Consider the following 25,304-nt stretch of genomic DNA (forward strand, 5'->3'; position numbering starts at 1 on the left):
GATCAGCGCTCCTTCACGAAGAACCAGCTCTCGAACACGTCCCCGCCCGCGCCGGTGCCGGAGGTCCAGGGACCGATGCCCGAGGGCGGGAGGTCGCAGCCGCCGTGCGCGGCCGACCGGGTGTTGTGGTGGTCGATGGTCGGTACGCGTCCGCCGACGTGGGTGCCGTCGACCGGGCGGCAACAGCGGTCGAGGAGGAACGCGGCGCGGACGGTGATCAGTAGGCGGTCGCCGTCCTGCAACGTCTCGCGGGTGGTCTGGCGGTAGCGGAACTGCTCGGTGAACTCGCCGCATGCGGCGCCCTGTTCGGTGCTTTCGGTGTCCGGTTCAGTGTTTTCGGTGTCCGGTTCGGCGAACCTGCCGCCCATGTACCAGGTGGAGGCGTTGCGTCCGCTGCCGCCCTCGATCACCTGGAGCTCCACCACCCCGGGCCGCAGGGTGTCGGTCCGTACGCCGGAGGAGAACCGCACCACGAGGCCGCCGTCCTCGTCCTGGGTGCCGAGGAGAGCCTTGGCCTCGTCGATGGTGTAGGTGTGCCCGTGGATCCAGTTGATGCCGGTGATCACGGTGGGCACATGGCGGCCGAAGGGGCGGCGCACGTTCATGTGGATCTGGTCGCGGCGCACCGGCTCGCACCAGTCGACGCAGTCGATCCGGGCCAGCCACAGCACCTTGTGCTCGCAGGATGAGCAGCAGGTGTCGCAACGCTCGTCCTCCGGTGGCTCGCATCCGGTGACCCGTACCGTGTAGCACTCCTCCGTCCAGCCGAACTCGCAGTCCGAAGTGTCCGCGCAGGCGTCGTTGTAGACGGCGCGGGTGGGTTCGACGGGCCGCTCGGCGTACTCGACGCCGACCCAGACGGTGTCGGTGTCCCGTTCGTGCGGCGGCAGCGCCTTCCACAGGTCGATCGCGCAGCCGCCGTGCACCACGACCTCGCTGCCGTCGCAGTCCACGCCGAGGCCGGGGCTGATCGTCACCTTGGCCCTGCGCTGGGTGTGCCGCTGTTCTTCAGCGCTCTGTTCGGCCGGTGGCGTGTCCTCTCCGCTGTCCGGCGGGCAGTCGTCCTCCTCCCGGGGTACCGGTTCCACGTACAGGCCGCACACCACGCCGTAGCCGAGCAGAGCGCGCATGCGCAGCTTCAGCTTCTCGCGGTGGTAGTCCTGTTCGCGCTGGAAGTCCCGCGCGCCCAGCATCTGGCCGTGGAAGTACCGCAGCCTGCGCAGCGGTGGCGCGTCGAACTCCTCGGCGCCCGACCGTGTTGTCTCTGTCTCCGTCATCCGCCCCGTCCTCTCACGACACCTGTGTATGCACACCGACGGCGGAGACGACTCCCACGCCCACCCCTCGGCGCAACCCTCTCGGCCCCGGCCTCAGCACCCCGTCGCGACCCAGCCGCACGGGGTTCGTTCCGCCCAGTACGGGCGCGGGCAGCGGGACGAACGCGGTGTCCACGCCGACCGTGGACCGCGCCCCGACCACGAACCCCGCGCCCCCGGTCCGTACCGACCCCACCGTGTGCGCGGGCGCCTGCCGCTCCACCAGCCGCGCGAGCGCCGTCCCGTCGGCCGATCCGGCGGGCAGGGCCAGCCGGAAGCGGTGGGCGTGCGCGGTGAACGGGTCGCTGTCGGGGGCGCCGAACGCGCGGAGCGGCGCCGCGCCGAGCGCCGAGCCGCCGACCCGGAAGCGGCTCGCCGACCGGCCGAACAGCCTTATGGCGCCGAGCCCTTGGTCCTGTACCGGCCCGGAGCCGCCGACCGCCGCGCGCAGATGGGCCCAGCGGCGGTCGGTCGCCAGCTCGTCGATGACCGGGGTCACCCCGAACACGATGCGGACCGCCTCCCGCAGCACCCACGGTGTGCCGCGGCGCCGGTACAGCTCCGGGGCGGCGGCCAGCAGCTCGCGCCGGATGCGGGCGTCCCAGCCCGCCTCGTACGACAGGCCCAGCAGCCCGGCCAGCCACGGCAGCACCCGGTCCGGGACCCCGGCCGGGTCGAGGAGTGCCGGATAGCGCTCGACAACCCGGTCGAGCTGGGCGAGCGTGGCGTCGAACAGCGACAGGAAGCGCTCGGTGAAGTCGTCGGCCGCGGGGTCCTCACGGAAGGCGGGCGGCAGCAGATCGGCGCTGGTGACCCGGGGGAAGTCCAGCCGGACGCGGCGTACGACCGGGGTCGCGGCGCCGTCGCCGGACAGCCGCAGCGCCAGCCGCAGGAAGCGGCCGGGCGGCTGGTCCACGAGGAAGTCGGTCACGCCCGGGGCCGACGCCTGCCAGTCGCTGTCGTCGTAGCGCCCGTCCTCGCTGACCACGATCCGGACGGCGACGGCCGTGCCGTCGGGCACGTCGGCGTCCACCCGGACGCGGTGCCAGCGGCACCGCGAGATGCCGCTGTCGATCAGGGCGGTGACGTACGAACCACTCGCCTCGTACGCGTCGGTGGCGGGCGGCACGGGGTCCCGGGGCAGGCCCTGCCAGGTGTAACAGGTGGTCGTGGGGCCGTCCGGACTCTGCTCGCCCAGGCAGAACCCGTCGTCGTCGGCCGAGGTGAGGGCGGACGGCGGCAGGGCAGCGGCCAGTTCGTCCACGGTGGCGGTGCGGAATGGGCCGCGGTGGCCGCCCCGGTGGATCGTAAGCCGTCCGTCGTCGTCGGTGAGCAGCCACACGGTCCGCTCCGGTCCGGTGCGCAGGCCGATGACCTCGCCGCGGGCACCGGTGCGGAGCACGCCGCGGAAGCGGCCCGCCGGGTCGTACCGCCTCAGGTCCGTGCTGCCCTGACAGGCCACCAGGATCTCGTCGCCGGGTGCGGGGGCGGCCCAGCGGGGCCGCCCGACCCGGATCACCCCGGTGAGTCGCGCGCCCTCGCGGTGCCACACCAGGACACGGCCGGAGTCCACGACCACCAGCCGGTGTCCGCGCGCGGCGACCGACACCGGCGCGCGCAGCAGGCCGGGGTCGCAGCCGGGCGGCCAGACGGGGGTGAAGGCACCGCAGGCGTCGCGGCGCAGCAGCCGCCGCTCGCCGGGGACCAGCAGATACCAGGCGCACGGCCCGCAGCCCGGCGCGAGGCGGGGGTCGGGGAACCACGGCAGCAGCTGGGCCCTGGTGGGGCCTTCCGGCGCGGTGCCGGGGTGGGCGAGGCGGAGGCCGGACGGGTCGTCGAAGCCGACGATGCCTTGCGCCTCCTGCTCGTCCCAGCCGACGTAGGCGTCGAGCAGCCGGAAGGTTGCGGGGTGCGGTGTGCACGTCATGGCTGGTCTCCTACCGGGATCAGCAGCGGGCGCTCCGGCCAGATCAGGGTGTGGGGCGGGAGGGCGTGGTCGGTGCAGGGCGGCAGGCGCATGCCGTCGACGGTGAGCGAGAGCCGGGTGACGGCCAGCACCCCGTCGACCGCGAGGAGCGCGCGGACCAGCGCGGTGTGCCGCAGCGCGCCGCCGAACGGCCAGCCCGCGCCGTCCTCCCCGCCGCGCAGCGGATCCAGGTACGTGCGCACCGCGTCGCCCGCGCGGGCGAGGACCGCGGCCCGGTCGAGGTCCGGGTCGAGGGTGACCCAGGACTCCACCCCGACGCGGACGTACGGTGCGGGGGCGGCGACCACGGTGACCCCGGCGGGCGCGGCCTGACGGGACAGGAAGTCGGCGACGGCACGCAGGGTTGCGGCGGTGGGGACGGGCGGTTCGACGGGGTCGTCGTCCGGCGGCACGGGTGGTACGACGAGGACGCCCACGACGCCGGGGATCGGCGCCCCGGCGAAGTCGGGGTGCAGCCCGGGTACGCCGCGGGCGCGGGCCACCGAGGCGCCGGGCGCACGGAGGGCGACCTGCCCGTAGTCGGCCGGGGCCACGGCCCGCCCTCGGGCGCGGAGTTCGCCGACGCCGCGGCGCATGGCGTCGGCGTCGGGTTCGGCGTCCGTACCGCCGGATGCCGGGAAGGGGTTGCCCACGCCGGTGACGTACGGCAGCGCGGTCACCACCCCGCTCACGGCGCCCGCCCGTACGGCGCCCGCGCTGCCGCCGCCCACGCGGTAGCGCACGGCGCGGACGTTGCGGAAGCCGGGCGGGACGGCCATGCCGTTGACGCCGTCGCCGAAGTTCACCTCGCCGCTGTCGTGGTACACGGTGAACACCCGGTCGTCGGCGCCGTATCCGGCCAGGCTCTCCACCTCGCGCCAGCGGGTGGCGGTTCCGGCGGTGGTGCCGAACACGTCGCCGCCCGTGTCGTCGTCGACCTCGATGACCACCGACCCGGCGAGGATGGGCACCTGGCTGAGCTTCATGCGCCGCCGCCCGGTCACCGTGCCGTCCCCGAAGGGCTGGAGCGGCTCGTCGCGGATGGTGCGGGCGGCGGTGGCGGTGACCACGTTGAGCCGCAGCCCGGACAGGACCGGCGCCGGTCCGGGGAAGGCGCCGTGCGCGATCCGCAGGCGCAGCCAGCGCAGCAGGGGCCGGGGCCGGGTGCCGGGCGGGGTGCCCGGCTGCCATGAGCGCGGCACGCGCAACTCGACGGTGCCGCCCGCGCTGAACCCGGCCGTGGAGTCCCCCATCACCTCGGCGGGGACGAGCCGGGTGCCGTCGAGTACGTCCCAGCGCAGCAGTGGCGCGGGCGGCAGCGGCAGGGGCGTCAGCCCGCCGGAGGCCGCGGGCGCGGGAGGCGCGGCGACGACCACGAAGCCCAGCGACAGCCGTGGATAGGGTCCGGCCGGTCCGGCGAGCCCGATCCACAGCCCGTTGCCGGGCTCCGGGTCGTGGCCGAAGGGCGCGAAGGGGCGGCTGGGCCCGGACGGCCCCAGCGGCAGGGTCTCCAGCCGTCCGGCCTCCTGGACGGCGAGGGCGCCGAGGGTGGCCGGGGTGGCGTACAGGTCCTGGTCCGTCTCGTAGACGACCTGCCCGGCCGGGGTGGACGCCGCGCTCTGGAACCCGGCGGGGACGAGCACGGAGGAGCCGTCGGGCGGGTTGACGGTGAATTCGAGGAGCGCGGCCGCCGCTCCGGCCGGGCGCCGCCGCACGCCCGCCGTGGCCAGGTGTTCGGCGAGCGCCTTCTCCGGGAGCCGGTTGACGCGGCCGAGTACGGGTTCGGCGAGGGTGCCGAAGAGGCGGACGAGCGCGACACCGGCGTCCTGGCGGTCGGGGTCGGTCCAGTCCGGGGTGTAGCCCGCGATACGGCCGCGTACGGCGGCACGGACCGCCTCGCGGGTCGCGTCGACGAGTTCGGGCTGTACGCCGCTGGGCCCGGGGCCCGGCACGGTCCGCCCGTCCGCCCGGTCCTGTTCCCCGGCGTCCCGCTCCCACCACACGTCGCCGGTCATGTCAGCCCCTCCCCCGGTTCGACGGCGGGCACGATCCGGGTGCGGACCGTGCGCAGGACGGGAAGCTCCCCGGCGCCGAGCGGCACTTCGTCGCAGGTCTCGTCCGCGTCGGCCCCGTCGAGGCCGATGCCCACGGCGGCGACGTCGGCGAGGTCTCCCAGCGCCCGCTGTGCGGCCCGCAGCAGGGCCGAGGGCCGCAGCGGCTGGCCGAAGGGCCAGCCGTCCTGGTCGTCGCCGCCGACCAGCGGGTCGAGGAAGCGGCGCAGCGCCGCGGTGACCGCGGTGGCCACGCGGGTGCGGTCGGCCGGGTCGCCTGACAGGTCGACGCGCAGGGCGACATCGCGGTAGCGGGGCCCGCGGACGAAGACCTCGGAGGTGAGCAGCCGCGCCTGTTCGAGGCGGGCGGCGACCGCGCACAGCATGCCCGGGTCGGGGAGCGGCGCGGCGACGAAGTCCTCGCGGGCGAGGTCGTCCCGGGGTGCGGCAGGGACGATGTGGACGGTCACCGTGCCGGGCACGGTGGCGCACGGGAAGCCGGGGTGCGCGCCGAGGGCCGGGTAGGCGCGGGCCACGGCGACGCCCGGGGTGGTACGGGCCAGGGTGACGTGGTCGTCGGCGGTGACCGCGCGGGTCACCTCGCCGAGCGACGCGGCCGCGCGCTGCCGCGCCTCGGGAATCGTCTCCGGGTCCGTGCCGCCTTCGGCCCGTACGAGGTTGGCCGCGGAGACCGCTTCGGCGAGGTCCTGGGCGGGGAGCCAGTTGGCGGTCATGCCACCGTTGCCGTCGCTGCCGCCGCCGGTCACGTACGCGACCTGTACATCCGGGTCGGGGCGGGGGACTCGTCCGGTGAGGCCGTCGCCGAACACCAGCGCGCCCTCGGCCCGGTCGAGCACGAAGACGCGGTCGGCCGGTGCGCCGAAGGTGAAGTCCGGAACCGGCTGCCACTCCTGGCCCGCGAGGCGCAGGGTGGCCTCCAGGAGGCGGTCGGCGGCGTCCGGCAGGACGAGGTGCTGTCCGGGCAGCCTGAGCCAGGCGTCGATCTGTTCCTGGAGGTCGGTGCCGTCCGCGGTGCGGTGCGTGCGGTGGTGTGCGGCGGACACATTGACGGCGAGCTGGAGGAGGCGGGGCGGGGCCGCGTAGGTGGCGGCGGGGGTCGACACCAGGATTCCGGTGTCCTGGGTGGTCCAGTCGGCCGGGGGACGGAGCCGTACGACACCGGAGCGGCGGAGCCCGGCCGTGCCGTCCTCGACCGTCTCGAAGCTGCCGGTGATGTCCGTGCCCGGCCGGAACCAGGACCAGGCCAGCTCGGCGGGCGGCGGCACACCGTCAACCGCCCCGGGCAGCCACGACGGTACGCACGCGGCGGGCGCGTCCAGTTCCACGAGCAGGCAGATCGGGCCGGGTACCGGGTCCGCCCCGGTGAGCGGCAGGGTGAATCGGACCTCGGCCGGGGCGCCGTCGCTCGCCAGCAGGGCGATGCCGCGGCGGGCCCGCAGGTCCGCGGTGCGGTCGCGGTCGGTCCATACGGTGATCTCGCCGCCCTCGGCGAGCGGGAGGACGGCCACGTCGTCGTCCAGGGTGAACGCGATCCGTCCCGTGGGGTCCCGGGTCAGCGCCGTCCCGGCGGGGACGACGGGCACGGCGGTGCCCTCCTGCCGGGCGGCGAGGCGCAGCACGGTGGCGGCGGGGCGTGCGGGGTGCGGCGGTTCGAGGCCGAGCAGCCGCAGTATGGCGACCACGAGCGCGTCCGGCACCTGGTCGAGCCAGTACAGCCGCTGTTCGAGGAGGTAGGCGAAGAGTTCGAGGAGGGTGACGCCGGGGTCGACGGGCGCGTGCAGCGTCCAGGTGCCGTCGGACTCGGCGGGGATGCGGCGGCGGATGGCCGCCATCATGTCGGCCCAGGTGAGGTCGTCCAGCTTGGGCGCGGGCAGCGTCATGGTGTCCCCCCGGTGGATCCGGTGAGGCCCGTGAGCCCGGTGTAGAACGGGAACACCAGGTTCGCCTTGGTGTTGCTGCGCCGGACGCGGTAGACGACGGAGACGGTGATCCGCGACTCGTCGGCCGGGTCGGCCTCCGCGCGGACCTCCTCCAGCTCCACCCGTGGCTCGTGGTCGCGGACGGCGGCGGCGATCGACTGCTCCAGGTCGCGCAGGTTCTGCACGCTGCCGGGCGCGAACAGCAGCTCATGGGCGCGGGTGCCGAGGTCGGGCCGCATGACGCGCTCGCCGGTGCCGGTGAGCAGCAGCGCCCGCAGACAGTGCTCGATGCTGTCCTCGCCGACGGCGTAGCCGAGCCGCCCGGAGGAGTCGGGCAGGATCGGGAACCGCCAGCCGGTGCCGAGGAATTCCTCGCTCATGCCGTCCTCGCCTTCGTGGCCAGCACGGCCGGGGTGAGCGGCGGGGTCGGCGGGCCGGTCGGCCCGGCGCCTGAGGGGTGGGTGTGGGTGTTGAACGCCTGGAGCAGCGCGTTGCCGAGGACGAGGGGTTCGGTGGCGCCGCCGCCGAGATCGATGGAGGGCGAGTCGAGCGTCACCTTGGGCGCCTTGAGGGTGATGTCGCCCTGGGCTGTCACGGTGACGCTGCCGCCCTCGGCCGCGGTGATGCGGATCGCCTTGCCCTGGTCGTCCAGCTCCACCACGTGTCCGGCCGCGGAGGTGATCCGTACCGCGGCCTTGGACTCGGTGTCGTCCAGCACCACTTCATGCCCGTGCTTGGTGCGGATCATCTTCTGGTCGCGGCCGCCGGTGCGGGCGGTCGGCGGCTTGTCCTCGCCGTTGTAGAGGCCGCCCAGGACGATCGGGTAGCGCATGTCGCCGTGGATGAACGCGACGAGCACCTCGTCGCCCTTCTCGGGCACGAACACCGAGCCGTAGCCGTTGCCCGCGTACAGCTGGCTCACCCGGATCCAGTCGGTGACGGTGGTGTCGTCGAACCAGGGGAACTTCAGCTTGACCTGGCCCTCGTCGTCGCCCTCGTTCTCCACGACGAGCGCTTCGACGACGCCGTAGTAGCGCTTGTCGGTGGAGCGTGCGCGTGGCGTGCCCCGCATGGTCACTGGTCCCCCTGATGGATCCGCCGTGCGGTGAACTGGGTGAAGAAACCACTGGTGTTGAGGGTGTGCTCGACCCGTTTGACGAAGTACGTGCCGGAGAAGCGGCGGCCAAGGCCGTAGATCTCCAGGTTGTCGCCGGGCCGCAGCTCGGGCAGGCCCGCCAGCTTGCCGGTGGCGGTGATGAACTCGTACGCGCGCTCGCGCAGCAGGCTGATGGCCAGTTCGCGGGCCTCCTGGTCGCTGCCGACCGGCGCGTCGACCATGACCTCCTGGCGGCCCTGAAGGGTGGACTCGGCGGCCTGCGGCCCGCTCTGCCCGTCGGCCGTGTTCTGCCCGGCGGGCAGGTTCTCGGCGGTCGCGGTGAACGCGATGGCCTGCTTCGTACGGGGGTCCCAGCCGCGCACGGTGACCTTGCTGACCTGCTGGGACACCGTCAGCGTCGGGGTGAACTCGATCAGGTTGGGGATCAGCCCCGCGGGCTGGCCGGTGGGGCCGGTGCTCAACCCCGGTGCGTACGCCAGCCGGTACACCCGGATCGGGCGGCCGTCGCGGCCGTCGGTCGGCTTGATGAAGTACAGCGTGTCCTCGCCGGTCTTGGCGTCCGGCAGGATGTAGCAGTCGAAGTCCAGCCGCTTGGCGCGCTCCAGCAGGAACGTGGCGTCGTCCTGGTTCTTCTGCACCACCACGTCGTGGGTGGGCCCCTCCCGGGTGACCTCGATGCGCAAGTGGTTGCGCTGGGCGATCTGCTCGGCGATGCGCCAGTCGGGCAGATTGCGGTAGATCTTGGTCTCGTTCTCGGTGGGCTTGCGGTCCTTCAGCCGCAGCAGCCCGTCCACGCCGCTGACCTGCACGGTGGGCGAGGCGCCGTCGGTGAACTTCGGGCTGAGCGTGGAGATGGTCCCGGTGGCGACGGTGAGCAGCTTGTCGGCGTAGCCGAGCCGGACCGAGACCCGGCCGCCGAGCCGGAAGTCCGGCGAATCGCTGTGCTTGAAGCGCAGGTTGGCGTCGTCCCAGTTGTTCAGGGTGAGATCGAAGCCGGACATCTCGTCGATGTCCCGGTTCACCTTGATGTCGATGATGTCGTTCTTGGTGGACGGGTCCATCTCCAGGCCCTCGATGCGCACGTCGAACTCGGGCGCGTACCGGTCGGGCGGCGCCACCTCGGGTGCGGGGGTGCTCATCGCGGCCTCCTCATGGCAGCCGGGGCACGGTCAGGACCCGCCCCGGCCGCAGGTCGCGCGGGTCGCTGATGCCGTTGGCGCGGGCCAGCTCCCGCCAGGCGTCGGGCCGCCGGTACAGCGCGGCGGAGATGGAGCTGAGGGTGTCGCCGCGGCGCACCACGTAGCTCTTCTCCACCGTGGGCGAGGAGCGCGGTGTCTCGGCGACCTGGACGGCGGCGGTACGGAACTCCTTGAGCGTCAGGTCCAGCATGGCGCGCAGCGGCACCCCGTCCGGCCGGAACAGCTGGTAGTTGACGTCCAGCTTCTCCACGACACCGGTGAAGACCTCCTCGTCCCAGACGAAGCGGACGACCGGTGGCGCGTGTTCGCGGCTGTCGGGCCGCAGCAGGTTGCGCAGCGCGTTGACGTAGGCGGTCCGTACGTTCTCCAGGGTGTCGGAGGTGTCCACGAGCGCCTGGACAGTAAGGGTTTCCGTGCCGCCGCGGACGTATTGCAGGGGCGGGGTCTCCAGGCCGGGGATGGTGATCTCGGCGAAGGTGTTGCTCTTGCTCAGCTTGTAGTCGGTGGGGTTGAACCGCAGCGGGATGCGGCGCTGCCGCTCGTCGGCGATCACCGGGCGGACGATTTCCAGCCGGGCGCGGGCGGCGCCCTGCCGGGCGAAGGACACGGGAGTCACGCTCATGGCTGTGCCTCCCCGTCGCCGAAGCTGCGTTCGCTCTGTGTGCGTCGGGCGCGGTCGCACTGGTCCTCGTACAGCTTCGCCCAGGCCTGGATGTGCTGGTTGAACAGCTTCGTGAACACCGCGCCGTCGTCGCCGTCCACCTGGAACCGGACCTCCAGCTGGTGAATGGTCACCTTCGGCATGCCCGTCACCTCCCCCGGCCCAGGCGCGACAGGGCGTCCGCCGCGGTGTCCTGGAGGACCTTCGTCAGCCCCTCGTGGGCGATCTCCAGCGACTCGACGGCGATCGCGTTCTGCTCCGCGTGCAGGTCAGGGCCGCTCCACTTGGCGGCGAGCCCGCCGTGGAAGGCCCACGCCGCGCCGGGCACCCCGTCCGGGCCGAGCACGATCACGGCGCCGTCGCGTCGGGCGCCGAGCGAGTCTGCGAGCCCGGCCTGGTACCAGGACCACAGCCCCGGGTCGCGCACCACCCCGCGCTTGAGGGTGATGCGGTTCCAGGAGTGGCGCAGCGGCAGCTGGTGCACCGAGTCGTTGCGGCCGCCCTCCGGGTAGCTCGTCACCTCCAGCTGCGCGCCGAGCCCGGTGACCTCCTGGAACGCGCCGGACGCGGCCAGCGGCAGCAGCAGTGCCTGCGCGGGCGGCAGATAGGCGTCGCCGGGGTCGAGGGTGACCAGGAAGCGGTATTTGGGCAGGGGGTCCAGGGTCATGCCTCGATTACCTCCAGGTCTCGGTCCTGGCCGAGTACGAGACGGAGCCGGATGAACTCCATGGGGACCGCGGGGGCGACCTCGATCTCGCAGACCAGCTGCCCCGGGTCCTGTTCGGGCGGGTTGCTGGTGTCGTCGCACACCACCCGGAACGCCTGCTCGGGGCGGTCACCGGCGAGCGCCCCGGCACGGAAGGCCGACAGGAGGACTGAGGTCAGCGCCCGCACCAGGGTCAGCCGCAGCTCGGGCGAGTTGACGTCGAACACCAGCGGGCCCGCCGCCCGCCGGATGGCCCGCACCAGCAGGTGCACCAGCCTGCGGTGCGCGATGTAGCGGGTGCCCGGGTCGGCGGACAGGGTGCGCCCGCCCCATACCATCAGCCCCCGTCCGCGGGTGCACCGGATCAGGTCTAACCCTGCGTCGAACAGCCGGACCTGCTGTGGTTCGGGGTATTCGGCGGCGAGGTCGACCGCCTCCAGGATCACGGCGTTCGCGGGTGTGTGGTGGGCGCCGCGCTCGCCGTCGAGGCGGGCGATGACGCCGAGGACGTGTCCGGACGCCGGTACGGTCCGCAGCTCGTGCCCGTCGGGGACGCGCAGCGGCGGGTGGTACACGGCGGCGCAGCCGAGCAGCCCGCCGTCGCCGGTGGCCGTCAGGGACTCCGCCCAATCGGCCGCCGCGTCCACGGAGGCCAGACCGGGCGGCACGTCCAGCACGGCCAGCCGGTCGTGCGACGGCTCGATGGCGCGGAGCAGTTCGAGCACCAGGTCGGTGTGGGCGGTGCCGGACAGGTCCGTGCCGAGGTCCGGCAGCGCCACCAGCGCCGGTTCCGGCAGCTCGGACTGTACGGTCACGGCGACCTCGTAGGCGTCGCGGTCGGGCGCCGCGTCGGTGCCGCCCGCGAGGGTGAGGTCCCAGGACACCGTGATCGGTCCTGGCCGGTCCGGCGGTGGCGGCGGCCCGTCCGGGACCAGCCGGATGTAGCGGGACGCGGTCAGCCGGTCGGCCACCTCGGCGAGCGGCAGCCCGGGGAAGGTCTCGGGCGGCTCGCCGGGCAGCATGACCCGTACACCCACGGTGGGCGGCCCGGCGACCGTACTGGCCTGGTAACGGATGGCGACGCGCGCGCCGTTGGCCCATGCGCCGGGGCTGGTGGCGACCGCCTCGAAGCCGGTGGCGGCCAGTCCGCTCAGCGGCCCGGCCGCCCACCGGGCCCGGGCCGTGGCGGCGGGCCCGGACACGCGGAGCACCCAGGCGGTGCGGCCGCCGTTCTCGAAGAAGCCGCGCAGTGCGTACGGGGTGGCGAAGGCGCCGTCCGGCGGTCCGAAGGCGGCCACGACGTCGTTCCAGCTCTCCACGCGCACCGGAGTGCCGACCGGGCCCCGGCGGAGCCGGCCCAGGAACGCCGCCACGTCCGTGCGCAGCGGCTCCGGTCCGGGTCCACGGGCCGCGGACGTCAGGGATACGCCGGGAAGCGCTTCGCCGGCCATGTCAGGCGTCGATCTCCAGCTTCTCGACCGCCAGGACGAGGGTCTCCATGGCGATCTCGTTCTTGGTGGCGCTGAGGGTGGGGCCGGTGTACTTGGTCGGCCAGCCGCGGTCGAAGTTCCAGCGCATGGCCTCCTGGCGGTTCTCGTCCAGCAGCACGATCGACCCGGAGGTGCGCCGCACCTTGCCGTTGAGCGCTTCGACCACCCAGTTCCAGAAGCCGACGTGGCCGGTGATGCCGCGCTTGAAGGTGAGGTTGGTGAACTTCTTCAGCCCCGGGATCTTGCGGACGGTGATGTCCTCGCTCCCGGTGCGGTACTCGATCGGCGGAACCTCCAGCTCCAGCCCGCTCACCTCGGTGAAGGACCCGCTCACCGCGACCCCGTCGTCGCTGACGTTGGTCACGATGATCTGGAAGTTGTAGGACGCGTACGGATCGTCCCTGGTAACGGGCGGCATGGTGGCCTCTCTTCAGTCCTCGGTCCTCGGTCGGGCACTCAGGCGAGCTGGCTCTCGCGGGTCTTCTGCTGGATCCGGAAGATCACGAACTCCGCCGGGAAGACCGGCGCGACCCCGATGACGCAGATGAGACGGCCGTTGGCCAGGTCGTCCTCGGTCATCGTGGTGCGGTCGCAGGCCACGAAGAACGCCTCGTCGGCGGTCGTCCCGGCGAGCGCGCCGCTGCGCCAGACGGTGGTGAGGAAGTTGGTGACGGTCTGGCGGACCAGGGCCCACAGCGCCTCGTCGTTCGGCTCGAACACCACCCACTGGGTGCCCTCGTCGATCGACTCCTCCAGATAGAGGAACAGCCGCCGGACGCTGACGTACTTCCACGAGCTGTCCGAGGAGAGCGTGCGCGCGCCCCACACCCGGTGGCCCATCCCGGGGAAGAACCGCAGCGCGTTGATGCCCTTGGGGTTGAGCAGGTCCTGATGGCGCTTGGTGACGTCCTGGGCGATGCCGTCGGTCAGCCGGATGCCCCGGATGACCGCGTTCGCCGGGGCCTTGTGCACGCCGCGCTCCACGTCCGTGCGCGCGTAGATCCCGGCCATGTGACCCGACGGCGGCACCTCGGTGTCGCGGCCCGTGGACGGGTCGCGGGTGACCAGCCACGGGTGATAGAGCGCCGCGTACTTGGTGTCGAACGGCTCGCGGAACGCAAGGATGCCCTCGGTGTCCAGGCCGTCCTGCGGATCGAGGATCGCGAACCGGTCCCGCAGCAGCTCGCAGTGGGTGATCAGGGCCGATTCAACGGTCCCCGACCACATCCCCGGCACCGCGCAGACGGCCACCTCGTCGATGTCCTCCAGGGAGGCGATCCCGGTGCGCTTGCCGCTGCCGCCGTCCTCGCCGACGAAGTCGGCGACGCTGAGGCTTCCGTACGCGTCGTCGCCGTCCTCCAGGGTCAGCCAGGAGCCGACCGCGGGCACGGGGAACTTCGCCGGGTCGGTGGACAGGCCGGACAGCGCCGTCGCCCGCACCAGCTGTGAGCGGGCGGCCAGGGTGGTCACCAGGTTCGACGGCGCGTCGCCGGTGAGCCGCAGGCCCGGGTACGACTCGGTCACCTGGGCCCCGGACGGGTCGGTGAACCGGGCGTCGACCTGCGCCTCGACCAGGTGCAGCCGGTCGGTTTCGAACAGCGTGCCGGGTACGTTCCCGTCCAGGGTGACGAGGTCCGCGGCGACCGACTGGACGGTGCGGATGGTCAGGCTGGTGCCGTCGTCGAGCTGGACGACGGCGCCCTGGTACAGCCTGCTCGCCCCGCCGACCCGCAGCGACGGCCCGGCCGAGGTGTTGCCGCGGCGCACACGGCGCACCAGCAGCCCCTTGCGCCATGCCTCGTGGGAGGCGCCGGACGGCAGGGTCAGCGTGACCTTTCCGTCCGCGGGCTGACCGAGCTGGACCTTGAACCGGGCGGAGCCGATCTGCACCCAGACGTCGGCGGGCAGGTCGTCGGGGTCGAGCCCGGTCCGCGCGGCGACCTCGACCGTCTCGCTGTCCGCGTCGGCGTCCGCTGCCAGCTGCGTGACGAACAGCGCGCCCTCCTGCGGATCCGGCAGCACCGGCAGCGCGGCGGAGGCCATCGGCTGGATCCGCACCTGGACGCCCGCGCCCCACGATCCGGGGCTGACGGCGGTGAACTCCAGGGTCTCCTCCGCGCTGCGCGTCCCGATCTGCACATAGTCGCCGCGGGCCGTCCTGACCTCAGCGGGCAGCGCGGCGTCCAGTTCGATACGGCGGGCGGTCGCGTCGTACGCGGCGACACCGGCGGTGTGGATCGACTGCTGGTCGTCGCCGCGGAAGATCTGGATCTGCTGCCCGACGCCGGTGAATCCGATCAGATGGCCCAGCTCCAGACGGGTGGCACCCTTGGCGGCGTCTCCGGCGATCGGGCTCACCAGCCCGTGGCCCAGGGCGCGCGAGGCCGGTGTCGCCTGCTTGGCGGCTACCCGCTTGACGTACAGCCGCTGGCCTCCGTTGTCGAAGAACCCCTTGACCGCCAGCGGGAACAGCCACCAGCGGCCGCCCTCGGCCGGATCGCCCGCCCAGGTGTCCCGGATCGAGGGGTCCGGCTCGGGGACGAAGCCGCCGAAGGTGTTCTGGAATTCGAGGAAGTTGGTGACCAGCTTGGGCTTGCCGCTGTACGGGCCGCGCACGGTGACCCCGGCCATTCCGGCCGTACTGGTGCTCACCCCCGCGATCGGCCGTGGGCCCGCATCGACCTCCTCGATGTAGACCCCGGGGCTCAGATACTCCGCCATGGACGGCTCCTTAACTCTCGCGGATCTCTATGACGTGCCGGCGCTCGATGTCCTGCGGCAGCCGCACGACCAGCGATCCGGACCTGCCCGGCCGCTCGGTGGCCCGCAGGTGGAAGGTCTCCTCGACGGCGTGCTCACCGGCTTTCTCGCCCTCCCACCGCAGGGCCAGCCGGAAGGCGCCCATGGCGTCGGTCAGGGTGCGCTCGTGCCAGGGCGTCAGGTCCCGGCTGGTCCGCCCCTCGGCCTCCACCAGGGCGCCCGCCACCGGCTCGGCGGTGGCCGTGTCGACCACGGCGCCGTGCACGGTGCGCACGCCCGGCGGATAGCGGAAGGAGGCGCCCGGCAGCAGCCGCACCAGCCGCGGTTCGGCCGCCACGGCCGGTGGATGGGTGTCGCCGTACGGATGCACCCAGAACTCGACGCCCACCAGCCCGGCCGAGAACGGCTGCCCGTCGGCCGGGTACAGCGGCTGGTACCCGGCGGCCGCGAAACGGGCCCGGTGCAGCCGCGGCGCGGCCGCCCACGGCTCGCCGCAGCGGCCGAGACCCGGATAGGCGAAGGCGGCGCTGGGCGTGCGCACCGCCAGGTCGTCCAGCGGCAGCCAGTCGCCGTCCTCGAACCGGTCCAGGTGGACCGTCACCCCTGCCGCGCGCACCCGCCGGGCGTAGTCGTCGAACGGGATGAACCAGGCCGGGCTGTGGAGGGTGGACCGCTCCAGCGGCCGGAAGCGGCTCATGGCGTCACCGCCCCGCTGATGACCCGGCTGTGCACCGGGCGGACCGCCGTTTCGGCGGCGGAGTCCAGATTGACGACGCGGACCTCGTAGTTGAGCGAGAGCCGGTACGGCTTCTGGATCGCGTACCAGACCCAGGACTTCTGGTCGAGGGTGAGCGGGGTCAGGCTGAGGTGCAGCGAGTCGGTGCTCGCCGCGAGGCTGCCGGACAGCTGGGTGCCGTCCAGGATCGCGTCGTCGTAGAACGTCTGCATCGCCCGGCCGAGCATCCGGTGCTGGGTCTCCTGGTCGCCGCCCCAGGGGGTGACCAGATAGCGCAGCAGCAGCGCCATCGGCGGCTTGCGGGTGACCGGCGGGCCGGGCGGCTGGGAGCGCACCGGTGGCCGGTTGCGCGACGTCGGGTCCTCGGCGATCTCGTAAAGGAACACGGTGAGTTTCGGCGGCGGTGTCTGCACCGCCTCGGAGAGGTCGTTGAGTTCCGCGATCGGCGGTTCCACCTGGCTGAGCCCGCGCAGGGACTGGGTCAAGGTCTCCACGATGACCGTCGAGACGTCGGCGATGACGCCGAAGTCACCCATGTTGAATCCTCCCCGTGCTCCGCGCCCCAAAGCGTGCCTCGACGAGGATGCCGGGCCCGGCGTGGCCCAATCGCGATTCACCCATCACACGAGCGTCACCGGTTCGTTTCCACCGCACGGTGAGAAGATCGGCGATGACGTCGGCGGTCACGCGCCGACAACGCCGGGGTGACACCGATAAGGCATATTTTTCTTCATGGAAATCCACTCAGAGCAGGCCGGCGTGCTGATCCTCCGAGTGTGGGTGGAAGAGGGCAGGCCGGACGGCTTCCGGGCACGCATTGTGCGGACGGGCGGCGGGCGGCACCAGGCGCCTCCGACCGCGGTGAGCGCGGTCGACGACGTGCTCGCGGCCGTGCGTGCGTGGCTCGATCAATTACTCGAACCCGACGGGTGACGTTTCCGCGACGTCCCGGTGATGCCCGGCCATATAACGTTCCGTACCGAAGGGCAGGACACACGATCATGAATTGCTCGTAACATGACTGGGCAGCATCCCGATTACCGGTATGGGATCTTTCGCCGAAGCCAATATCGCCCGGGGGGCCGATGAGCGCAGAAGGCCACGTCGTAACGTTGAGGCTGCTCAAAAGCTTCGCGCTGTCGGTCGATCAGAAACGCGTTCCCCTTTCTTCCAGCGCCCAGCGTCTCCTCGCCTTCCTCGCCCTCCAGGACATGCCGCGAACGCGAACGTATGTGGCGGGAATGCTGTGGCCCGACGTGACGGCGTCCCGCGCCCACGCCAACCTCAGATCGTCCCTGTGGCGCGCGACCCGGACGGGACATCAGGTCATCGACGCGTCCACGCAGGAACTGGCGATCGCCAAGCACATCGCCGTGGACATCCACGCAGCGGCCACGCACGCGCACCGGCTGCTCGACATGTCCCACCCGTGCGACGACATCCTCACCGCCCGCACGCGCGCCGACCTCTCCTCCGACCTGTTACCCGAATGGTCGGAGAACGAGTGGGTGCTGGTCGAGCAGGAGCAGTACCACGAACTCCGGCTGTACGCCCTGGAGGCGATGACCGAGCGGCTTACGGCGGTCGGCCGCCACGGCGAGGCCGTCGCCTCCGGGCTGGCCGCCGTCCGCGCGGAGCCCCTGCGGGAGAGCGCCCATCGCGTACTGATCACCGCGCATCTCGCCGCGGGCAACAGGGGCGCGGCCCTGCGGCAGTTCGAACAGTGCCGCAGGGTGCTGCTCGACGAGCTGGGACTTGAACCGTCCCAGGCGCTGAGAAGCCTGGTGCCCTCCCACCCGTCCCGCCCGTCCTCTCCCTCCTCCGCGTCCGAGGCCGAGGGGGCGCCCCCGAAGGCCCGGCGCGTCGTCGTGCGCCGCCCGGCGGGCGAGGTACTGGTCGAGGGTGCGAGCGGAAGGTGAGCCGTTACGGCTCCGCGGCTCAGCCCAGCCCGTCCCGGTGGGACCAACGGGGCTCACCGGGACTGTCGTACGGCTGCGGCGGCTCCCGCCGCGGCTCGCCGCGGGCGGCGCCCCGCGCGGCCCGCATGTGCTCGCAGGCGCGGGCCTCGGAGCCGAACTCGATGCCGGTGGCGGCCGCGAGCGCCGCGAAGAAGCTCTCGCCGAACTCCGACTGCTTGGTGGTCGTCCAGGTGTACGTCTCGCAGTCGCGCAGGGCCCGCATCATCATGCGGCTCCCGTAGCCCCGGCGCTGCCATCGCTCGGTGACCCGGATCTTCCGGACCAGGCCCCTGCGGCATACGTCGCACACCTGCCAGGTGAGCCGGGCGAAGTCGTCCCCGCCCGGCACCTGACACACGCGTAGTTGCCGGTTTCCCGCCGGGACGCCCGGCGGGAAGTACGTCCAGACCTCCCCCTCCTCCGTGGAGCCCGCGGGCCCGCGCCCGGATAACGCCCGCACCAGGCGGCCCCACAGACCGGTCCGCTCGTCGCCCGCCATCAGCGGTCGTTCTCCTCGGCGGTGCCGATTCTTCGCGCGCCCCCGGCGGCTCGTCTTCTCATGTCCTCAACGCCCCTTCGTCCGTCCGCTCCCAGAGCCGGTCCCCGGCGCGGCGAGGCGGAGGACCGGCGGAGCCGGGCTGGCGCGCCCGGCCCCACCCCGACAGATCGCATTCCGCCGACGCTCGGTTCCGGGTGCCCATGGGTGCGCGGGGTATTGACGCCTTTCGTGGGGCGTTTATGATCCCTGGAATCCGAAAGCCCGGCCGATATTCGACACTCCGAACCAGACCGGGTCGCACACGTGTACGCACCATCCGTTCCGGTAAGGCCCTCCCCACGCGCCACCGTTCCCGATCCGCAGGGGTGTACCTGGCGTTCGTGCGGACGGGCCCCGATGCCCCTTTGGGGCACGATCAACGGCCCGCTGGAGGACCACTGGAAGCTGCCGGGCAGCTGTGCGGAGGACGCTTCCGCGGGGAGGCGGCTGGACCATGGCCTACACCAGCTTCACCGACTGGTCGCAGGAAGGCGCGGCGCCGCTGACGTATCTGGACACCAACCCCAACACCGGCAGCCGGTACGCGGCGGGCTCGGGCACCCTGGACTACTGGGTCGTGTGCGACAGCGCCATGTGCTATCTCTTCTCCCAGGGGGCGAATACCGCCGCAACCGAGTCCAGCCCCTTCGCCCGTAGCAACAACGTTGCTTTCCCCGCGGGCGCCTGGACCCGCGACATCGGCCACGGCGAACTCACTGAACCCTCGGCGAGCGGCGACTACTCCCAACTGCCCTGGCGCCTGGGACTGCTCACCCAGACCACGGTGTGGCCCGGGGGCTCACGTCGACGCAGATCCAGTCGTACTCGCCGTAGTGCAGCAGCTCGGTGCCCGCGAAGAGGGTCACCCGGGAGTCGCCGTGCTCCCAGACCACGCCCCGCTCGGCGCCCAGCCCCTCGTCCGGCGGCCGCGGCACCGGCTCGCCCAGCCGGGTGCGCAGCAGTTCCTCGGCCGCGTGGAAGGCGGAGTCCCAATCGTCCTCGGTGGCCTCCGGCTGCCATCGCCAACCGGTGAAGGCGTCGAACTCCCAGACCTCCTCCGGGGGCAGCGGTTCCCCGTCCGCGTCGGTCACCTCGAACGCGCCGTACGCCAGGGGGATCAGCACGCCCCGGTCCTCCAGGCAGCCGGGGTGGGCACACGCCACCTGCGCGCCTTCCTCCTCGCAGCCGGGGTGGTTGCCGGCCCACAGGTGCCAGCCCTCGTCCCGCCCGTCGCCAGGCGGTGGCCATATCTCCATCTCCAGGACGACGGGCTCGCCGTCGCGCCCGGACAGATGCCAGCCGTTGCGCACGAAAAGCTCCCGATAGGCCGGGTACGTCCAGGTCAGCCCGGCGAACTGGAGCGCACGGCCGAGCCACTGGCCGTCCGCGGAAGTCATCATCGTCATGTGCGGGACGGTACCCGGCACGCCGGGAGGGTCATGGGGCCACAGGTGCCCGGGCCGGTTATCGTGTCGGGGCACATCGAGCACGTGGCGGGGCGGAACGAAGAGGGATGCTGGTGTCGGACAAGGGGCGGCCGGTCGCGGGCCGGTACCGGCTCACCGAGCGGATCGGCAGCGGCGGAATGGGCACGGTGTGGCGGGCCGAGGACGGAGTGCTGGGCCGTCAGGTGGCGCTCAAGCGGATTCATGCTCCGCACCATCTCTCCGTCGACGAACTCTCCACGCTGTACGAGCGCACCCGCCGCGAGGCGCGGAGCGCCGCCAGCATCACCCACCCGAACGTGGTCGTCGTCCATGACGTCGTGGACGACGACGAGGGGCTGCCGTGCATCGTCATGGAGTACGTGCCGTCCACCACCCTCGGCGCGGTGCTCAAGGAGCGCGGAACACTCCCGCCCCACGAGGCGGCGCGGATCGGCCGGGGCATGGTCACCGCGCTCCGGGCCGCGCACGCGGCCGGGGTGCTGCACCGGGACGTCAAGCCCGGCAATGTGCTGCTCGGCGCCGACGGCAGGATCGTGCTCACCGACTTCGGCATCGCGGTGACCGCCGGAACGTCGACGCTGACCCGGACCGGCGAGATGATCGGGTCGATCGAGTACATGGCGCCGGAGCGCGTCAGGGGCCGCAAACCCGGCCCGTTCTCGGACCTCTGGGCGCTGGGCGCGACGCTCTACCAGGCGGTGGAGGGACAGCCCCCGTTCCGGCGGGACACCGCGATCGAGACGGCGTACGCCAACGCCGCCGACCCGCTGCCGCCCCTCCGGCACGCCGGGCCACTGGGGCCGCTGATCGAGGCGCTGCTGGCCAAGGACCCCGACGAGCGGCCGTCGGCGGAGGAGACGGAGCTGCAGCTGAAGGCCATCGCGGCGGAGGAGCTGACGGCGCCGCGGCCCACTGGCACCGCGGTGGCGGCGCCGCGGCCCACCGACACCGCGGACACGTCGGCGGGCCACGCCCCGGCCACCGCCCCACCGCCGTCCGGGACCGTGACCGCGCCCGAGCGCGGCGGCGCCGCCCCGCGCAAGCGTCGCCCCCGCGTGGTGTGGAGCGCAGTGGCGGCGCTGGTCACGACCGCGGCCGTCGCCGGTGCCGCCTACATCTGGCCGGACGGCGGTGGATCGAACGGCGGCACGGCGAACCCCAAGCCTCCCGCCACCACCTTCCCGGCCGTCCCCCAGGGTTACCACTTGGTCGAGGAGAAGGGCATCGGCGCCTCCTTCCCCGTGCCGAACGGGTGGAAGCTGAACAAACGGACCAGCGAGGGAGTCACCTACATCGACCCCTCCAAGCTGGTCGAGATCACGATCGGCACGGTGGACCCCGCCGGTCCGACGCCGGTGGCGCACTTCAAGGACATCGAGGCGAACACGAAGAAGAACTACGGGGTGTACCGGCGGCTGCGGCTGGACCGCACCACCTTCCGGGGTCAGCCCGCGGCGATCTGGGAGTGCACGTTCGCGGGCAGGGTGCGCACGTACCGCGCCATCGACCTCGGCTTCGGGCACGAGGGCGGCAAGGAGTACGACGTCTACCTCTCGGCGCCCGACGAGCGATGGGACCGCTACCGTCCCGTCTTCGACAAGGTGAAGGCGGGCCTGCGCACCCACTGAGCGGGGCTCATCATCGCACGCGGGTGTACTGGTTCACCCCGCCGCTGAACGCCACGGCCACCTGACCGCGCAGCGCGAGGACGTCCAGGTGGGCGGCGGTCTCGTTGACCGCGAGCATCTGGTTGAAGGCGCTCAGACTCCCGAACGGCACGGCCCGGCGCGTCCAGGTGAGCCCCCGTGCCACCGCGTGGGCGTCGAGGGTGTGCTCGCCCAGCGCGGCCAGACTCGCGGCCAGCCGGTCGTCGTGGTGGGTGAGCAGTTCGGCGACCCGGGTGTGGACGCTGTCGGTGACCGGACCGTGCGCGGGCAGCAGGCGGGCGTCGGCGTAGCGGGTCATCAGCCGCAGCGAGTCCAGGTAGTCGGCGAGCGGACGGCCTCCCGGTTCGGCCAGTTCGAAGCCGATGGAGGGGGTGATGTGCGGCAGGACGTGGTCCCCGGAGAACAGCAGCCCGCGCTGCTCGTCCAGGAAGACCACATGGCCCTTGGTGTGTCCGGGAGTGGGGACGACCCGCAGTTCGCGGTCGCCGAAGCGGAGGGTTTCGGCGCCGAGCCAGCGGTCGGGGGCTTCCCACACGCTCGGGTCGTAGCCGCCGTGGTCCATCGCCTCGATACGGTCGGCCAGTTCCCCGGCTCCCGCCGCGCGCAGCGTGTGCAGCGATCCGGCGGGCCGGTCGCTGCGCAGCCGGTCGAGCATCTCAAGACCCGGGCGTTCCCCCGCACCGAGGTAGACGCGTGAGCCCAGCAGTCGGCGCAGCTCCACGGCGTGGGTGTAGTGGTCACGGTGGATGTGGGTGACCAGGATGTGGCTGATGTCCCCGGGATCGCGGCCGATGACGGCCAGCGCCTCCTCGAGCGTCTTGCGCGCCTCGGGGATCGCCCAGCCGCCGTCGATCATGACGATGCCGCCGTCGTCGTCCAGGTCCTCCAGGAGGTAGACGTTCACGGCATGCAGGCCGTCGTTGGGAAGCGGCAGGGGCACGCGATGCACCCCGGGCCGTATGGTCTGGACTCCGGCCGCCGCCCACGGGCCCTGGTCGAACCGCGCTGTCATGTTCCTCCTTGTCCGTGCAGTCGGACGGCCAGGTCCCGGGCCCCGCGCCGGTCGAGCTTGCCGACCCTCGTCCGGGGCAACTCATCGGTACCGTACACGTATTCGGGCCACTTGGTCTTGGACAGTCCGATGCTCTCCAGATGGCCGGTCATCTCGGCCAGGTCGACGGGCCGCCCGTCCGTGGTGACGACGAGCAGCGCCACGCGTTCGCCGAGGAGGTCGTCGGGGACCGGCGCCACACACGCCCGGGCCACGCGCGGGTGTCCGGCGACAGCGCGCTCGATCTCGGCGATGTCGATGTTGCGGCCGCCCCGGATGATGATGTCCTTCTCACGCCCCATGATGGTGACGGTGCCGTCCTCGTGGGTGACCAGCAGATCGCCAGTGGGCAGATAGCCGTCCTCCGTGAGCGCCGGGGGGACGGCCCTCCCGGCACCGGCATAGCCGAGGAAGAGGGAGGGGCCGCGTACCTGCGCCCGGCCGGTCACACCGGGGCCCGCCACCCGGCCGTCGGGGGTGAGCGCGCGCACGTCCGTACCCGGGAAGGGGCGGCCGTCCCTGCCGAGCCGGATCTCCTCGGGGTCGTCGGGGCCGGGTGATGTGTGGCCGAGGCATTCGGACATCCCGAAGACCCGCAGGATCGTTGTGCCCAGGGACTGTTCGGCCCGGGCGAGGGCCCCTCGGTCCATGGGCCCGCCGCCGACGGTGATCGACCGGACGCCCCGGAGAACACCGGATCCGGCCGCCTCTTCGCCCATCTGCAGTGCCATGGTCGGTACGCACATCGTCCAGCGGACACCGGTGTCGGCCATCCGCCGCAGCGCGAGAGCGCGGTCCCACTTCCCCGTCATGACGAGCGGCCCGCGCAGCAGGAGGGAGAGGTAGACGCCGAAGCAGTACGCGGCCGTCGACGACAGCGGGACGATCGCGGCGACGGGGTCGCCGGGCGACAGGCGGTTGACGGCGATCGTGGTCGAGGCGGCGTAGCGCAGGGCCCGCTCGGACTGTACGACGCCTTTGGGCCGCCCGGTCGATCCGGAGGTCAGCCCGATCAGGACGCCGCCCGACCACCGGGACACCTCGCGTTCGCCGGGTGCGGACCGGCACGTCCAGCCGTCGAGCACGGTCCGCGCCGGGCCCGGCAGCCGCTCGGGCACCTCCCACTCGCCGATCGCCGAGGGCTCGGCCACGACGGCGTCCGGGCGGATGTCCTCCCAGGCCGTGGCGAATTCGGCCCGTGTGGTGTGCCGGTTGACCAGCGCGACGACCCCGCCGTCCCCACCGCTCAGCCCTACGGCGAGGGTGGCGGCGACCGTGCGCCATGAGTTGTCCGCCTGGATCAGGACGGTGCCGACGGCTCCGTCGGCCGTGCCCGCGGACAGCGCTCCGGCCAGCCGCTCGGCCTCGTCGAGGAGCTGGCGGGCCGTATGGCTGCCCGTGTCGTCGACGACGGCGACGAAGTCGGCCTCGGCCGCCTGCCGTTGGAACTCCCGCACTACCTGTCGCATTGTGTCCTCACTGCGCGTGCCGAACTCCGCCTGACCAGGCCGTGTCTTCAGGCGGTGAACATCTCCGCCTCGTGCCCCATGACCGCGATGCGGCGGCCCTTCATGTCGCCCACCTGGGCGACGGCATCGGCCCACGCGGGGCTCGCGAGGGCCTTCTTCAGGTCCTCGGGGGAATCGAAACCGAGGACGGAGATGCCGTCCCAGCCCTCGGAGCGCCGCTCCAGGGCGGCGTCGATCTCGGTGTGCCGCCAGCTGCGCAGTCCGGGCAGTCGGCGGGTCAGCTCGGCGTGGTCGCCGCGCCACCAGGTGATGAACTGCTCGTGCGTCCATTCCGGGGGCCGGGCGGCCAGCAGGACGAGGTTGTACATGACGGTCCTCCGCACAGGGTCGGTGGGTCGGACGGGTGGTCAGGTGAAACGGATCTCGGACGAGCGCCCGATCAGCAGGCGCTGAAGCCGCCCGTCGCGGTTCACCCGCCCGGCGGCGACGAAGCTCGCCTCGGGGACGCCCGCACGCCGCACCTCGCCCAGGAAGAATTCGTCCCGGCCGAGCGTGGTGGCCGCCAGCCGGTGGTGGGTGCGGGTGCCCTTCTCGCGTTGTTCGAGGTAGCCGACCAGGGCGGCGCGGCCTCCGGCGAAGTCGGTGGCGTTGCCCTCGCCGGTGGAGAACAGGATCGACAGCGAGAAGTCGTCGCTGATCAGGTCGAGGATCCTGGACGGTTCGTCCCCGTCGAGTATCGCGAACCACGCGGTGAGGAAGGGGGCCGCGTCCGGGGTGTCCGTCATGCCGGGACCCAGTCGACCAGCTGGAAGGAGGTGGTGAAGAAGGCCTGGTAGCGGGCGATGAGTCCGCCGGGTGAGATCATCGCGCCCGAGTGGAAGGAGCCGATGTACCGCCCGCCCTCGGTCACCACTCCGTATACGGTCTCCAGGTCGCCGTCCCGGCTGTGGCGCAGGACCTCATGGGTCCGGTCCACGGGGTTGCGGCCGGCGATGTACGCGGCGAAGTCTTCCCTGGAGGTGCCGGTGATCTCCTTGTCCGGCAGGGCGATGAGGAACTGGAAATCGGGTTCCAGCAGGTCGAGCGTCCGTTCCGGATGCGGACTGTCCATACCGGCCAGATATGTGCGCAACACCACGAGGGGCCCTTTCCGTCAGCGGGCGCTCATCGAGAGATCTGATCAACCTGAGCCTGATCCATTGAGCCTGATCAACTTGAGCCAAGTTCAATT

Annotated in this window: 25 protein-coding genes; 3 read left to right on the forward strand and 22 right to left on the reverse strand. The window is 72.5% G+C overall.

The features are described from left to right. Positions 1 to 2: 2 nt before the first annotated feature. Genes ACH4TL_RS35640 through ACH4TL_RS35710 form a run of 15 tightly spaced genes read right to left on the reverse strand, consistent with a single transcriptional unit; the run spans position 3 to position 16,478 of the window. Positions 3 to 1,277, reverse strand: a complete 1,275-nt coding sequence (locus ACH4TL_RS35640; protein ID WP_398324802.1) for a hypothetical protein — start codon at positions 1,275 to 1,277, stop codon at positions 3 to 5. 13 nt (positions 1,278 to 1,290) lie between these two features. Next, positions 1,291 to 3,243 carry a phage tail protein I gene (locus ACH4TL_RS35645; RefSeq protein WP_398324805.1) on the reverse strand — a complete coding sequence of 651 codons (1,953 nt, stop codon included), beginning with the start codon at positions 3,241 to 3,243 and terminating at the stop codon, positions 1,291 to 1,293. After that, the gene (locus ACH4TL_RS35650) at positions 3,240 to 5,297 is read right to left on the reverse strand and encodes a putative baseplate assembly protein (RefSeq protein ID WP_398324808.1); all 2,058 of its coding nucleotides are present in this window, start codon (positions 5,295 to 5,297) and stop codon (positions 3,240 to 3,242) included. Before ACH4TL_RS35650 ends, ACH4TL_RS35645 begins: the two co-directional genes overlap by 4 nt. Then, positions 5,294 to 7,234, reverse strand: a complete 1,941-nt coding sequence (locus ACH4TL_RS35655) for a putative baseplate assembly protein (protein WP_398324811.1) — start codon at positions 7,232 to 7,234, stop codon at positions 5,294 to 5,296. The genes ACH4TL_RS35650 and ACH4TL_RS35655 overlap by 4 nt, the downstream gene beginning before the upstream one ends. Beyond that, positions 7,231 to 7,653 carry a GPW/gp25 family protein gene (locus ACH4TL_RS35660; protein ID WP_398324814.1) on the reverse strand — a complete coding sequence of 141 codons (423 nt, stop codon included), beginning with the start codon at positions 7,651 to 7,653 and terminating at the stop codon, positions 7,231 to 7,233. Before ACH4TL_RS35660 ends, ACH4TL_RS35655 begins: the two co-directional genes overlap by 4 nt. Next, positions 7,650 to 8,345 carry a phage baseplate assembly protein V gene (locus tag ACH4TL_RS35665; protein WP_398324818.1) on the reverse strand — a complete coding sequence of 232 codons (696 nt, stop codon included), beginning with the start codon at positions 8,343 to 8,345 and terminating at the stop codon, positions 7,650 to 7,652. The genes ACH4TL_RS35660 and ACH4TL_RS35665 overlap by 4 nt, the downstream gene beginning before the upstream one ends. Before the next feature lie 2 nt (positions 8,346 to 8,347). Beyond that, positions 8,348 to 9,529, reverse strand: a complete 1,182-nt coding sequence (locus ACH4TL_RS35670; protein WP_398324821.1) for a phage late control D family protein — start codon at positions 9,527 to 9,529, stop codon at positions 8,348 to 8,350. A 10-nt stretch (positions 9,530 to 9,539) separates the two neighbouring features. Further along, the gene (locus ACH4TL_RS35675) at positions 9,540 to 10,211 is read right to left on the reverse strand and encodes a LysM peptidoglycan-binding domain-containing protein (RefSeq protein ID WP_398324824.1); all 672 of its coding nucleotides are present in this window, start codon (positions 10,209 to 10,211) and stop codon (positions 9,540 to 9,542) included. Continuing rightward, positions 10,208 to 10,393, reverse strand: coding sequence for a putative phage tail protein (locus ACH4TL_RS35680; RefSeq protein WP_398324826.1), 186 nt, complete (start codon positions 10,391 to 10,393; stop codon positions 10,208 to 10,210). Before ACH4TL_RS35680 ends, ACH4TL_RS35675 begins: the two co-directional genes overlap by 4 nt. A gap of 5 nt (positions 10,394 to 10,398) precedes the next feature. After that, complete coding sequence (locus ACH4TL_RS35685; protein ID WP_398324829.1) at positions 10,399 to 10,917, reverse strand: phage tail protein; 519 nt, start codon at positions 10,915 to 10,917, stop codon at positions 10,399 to 10,401. Beyond that, entirely contained in the window at positions 10,914 to 12,407 is a 1,494-nt protein-coding gene (locus ACH4TL_RS35690) for a phage tail sheath family protein (protein WP_398324833.1), read from the reverse strand. The genes ACH4TL_RS35685 and ACH4TL_RS35690 overlap by 4 nt, the downstream gene beginning before the upstream one ends. Before the next feature lies 1 nt (position 12,408). Continuing rightward, positions 12,409 to 12,864, reverse strand: a complete 456-nt coding sequence (locus ACH4TL_RS35695; protein WP_009720918.1) for a phage tail protein — start codon at positions 12,862 to 12,864, stop codon at positions 12,409 to 12,411. 38 nt (positions 12,865 to 12,902) lie between these two features. Next, entirely contained in the window at positions 12,903 to 15,167 is a 2,265-nt protein-coding gene (locus ACH4TL_RS35700; protein WP_398324836.1) for a phage tail sheath family protein, read from the reverse strand. 10 nt (positions 15,168 to 15,177) lie between these two features. Continuing rightward, complete coding sequence (locus tag ACH4TL_RS35705; protein ID WP_398324839.1) at positions 15,178 to 15,903, reverse strand: carboxypeptidase regulatory-like domain-containing protein; 726 nt, start codon at positions 15,901 to 15,903, stop codon at positions 15,178 to 15,180. Continuing rightward, positions 15,900 to 16,478 (reverse strand): DUF4255 domain-containing protein, encoded by a 579-nt coding sequence (locus ACH4TL_RS35710; protein ID WP_398324844.1) that lies wholly within the window; start codon positions 16,476 to 16,478, stop codon positions 15,900 to 15,902. Before ACH4TL_RS35710 ends, ACH4TL_RS35705 begins: the two co-directional genes overlap by 4 nt. Positions 16,479 to 16,674: 196 nt before the next feature. Between ACH4TL_RS35710 and ACH4TL_RS35715 the strand changes: the two genes are divergently transcribed. Together ACH4TL_RS35715 and ACH4TL_RS35720 are read left to right on the forward strand one after the other, a co-directional pair. Beyond that, positions 16,675 to 16,875: a hypothetical protein gene (locus ACH4TL_RS35715; RefSeq protein WP_398324847.1), complete on the forward strand. Its 201-nt coding sequence runs from the start codon at positions 16,675 to 16,677 to the stop codon at positions 16,873 to 16,875. 278 nt (positions 16,876 to 17,153) lie between these two features. Then, positions 17,154 to 17,861, forward strand: coding sequence for a BTAD domain-containing putative transcriptional regulator (locus ACH4TL_RS35720; protein ID WP_398324852.1), 708 nt, complete (start codon positions 17,154 to 17,156; stop codon positions 17,859 to 17,861). A 19-nt stretch (positions 17,862 to 17,880) separates the two neighbouring features. Here ACH4TL_RS35720 and ACH4TL_RS35725 read toward each other — a convergent pair whose 3' ends face one another. Both ACH4TL_RS35725 and ACH4TL_RS35730 read right to left on the reverse strand, forming a co-directional pair. Next, positions 17,881 to 18,399 (reverse strand): hypothetical protein, encoded by a 519-nt coding sequence (locus tag ACH4TL_RS35725; protein WP_398324855.1) that lies wholly within the window; start codon positions 18,397 to 18,399, stop codon positions 17,881 to 17,883. Between the two features lie 809 nt (positions 18,400 to 19,208). Then, complete coding sequence (locus ACH4TL_RS35730; RefSeq protein ID WP_398324860.1) at positions 19,209 to 19,844, reverse strand: hypothetical protein; 636 nt, start codon at positions 19,842 to 19,844, stop codon at positions 19,209 to 19,211. A gap of 107 nt (positions 19,845 to 19,951) precedes the next feature. Here ACH4TL_RS35730 and ACH4TL_RS35735 point away from each other — a divergent pair, with 107 nt between their 5' ends. Next, entirely contained in the window at positions 19,952 to 21,514 is a 1,563-nt protein-coding gene (locus ACH4TL_RS35735) for a protein kinase (protein WP_398324863.1), read from the forward strand. Positions 21,515 to 21,524: 10 nt separating this feature from the next. Here ACH4TL_RS35735 and ACH4TL_RS35740 read toward each other — a convergent pair whose 3' ends face one another. From ACH4TL_RS35740 to ACH4TL_RS35760, 5 genes are read right to left on the reverse strand one after another with little or no spacing between them, the layout of a single operon-like run. Then, positions 21,525 to 22,565, reverse strand: a complete 1,041-nt coding sequence (locus tag ACH4TL_RS35740) for an MBL fold metallo-hydrolase (RefSeq protein ID WP_398324866.1) — start codon at positions 22,563 to 22,565, stop codon at positions 21,525 to 21,527. Beyond that, the gene (locus tag ACH4TL_RS35745; protein ID WP_398324869.1) at positions 22,562 to 24,073 is read right to left on the reverse strand and encodes a class I adenylate-forming enzyme family protein; all 1,512 of its coding nucleotides are present in this window, start codon (positions 24,071 to 24,073) and stop codon (positions 22,562 to 22,564) included. Before ACH4TL_RS35745 ends, ACH4TL_RS35740 begins: the two co-directional genes overlap by 4 nt. A gap of 47 nt (positions 24,074 to 24,120) precedes the next feature. Then, the gene (locus ACH4TL_RS35750; RefSeq protein ID WP_398324873.1) at positions 24,121 to 24,441 is read right to left on the reverse strand and encodes an EthD domain-containing protein; all 321 of its coding nucleotides are present in this window, start codon (positions 24,439 to 24,441) and stop codon (positions 24,121 to 24,123) included. A gap of 39 nt (positions 24,442 to 24,480) precedes the next feature. Continuing rightward, positions 24,481 to 24,858, reverse strand: coding sequence for a hypothetical protein (locus ACH4TL_RS35755; protein ID WP_398324878.1), 378 nt, complete (start codon positions 24,856 to 24,858; stop codon positions 24,481 to 24,483). Then, complete coding sequence (locus ACH4TL_RS35760) at positions 24,855 to 25,211, reverse strand: nuclear transport factor 2 family protein (protein WP_398324884.1); 357 nt, start codon at positions 25,209 to 25,211, stop codon at positions 24,855 to 24,857. The genes ACH4TL_RS35755 and ACH4TL_RS35760 overlap by 4 nt, the downstream gene beginning before the upstream one ends. Between the last annotated feature and the right edge of the window lie 93 nt (positions 25,212 to 25,304).

The organism is Streptomyces sp. NPDC021115 (genome assembly GCF_044333065.1).
In the GTDB taxonomy this organism is placed as follows: Bacteria; Actinomycetota; Actinomycetes; order Streptomycetales; family Streptomycetaceae; genus Streptomyces.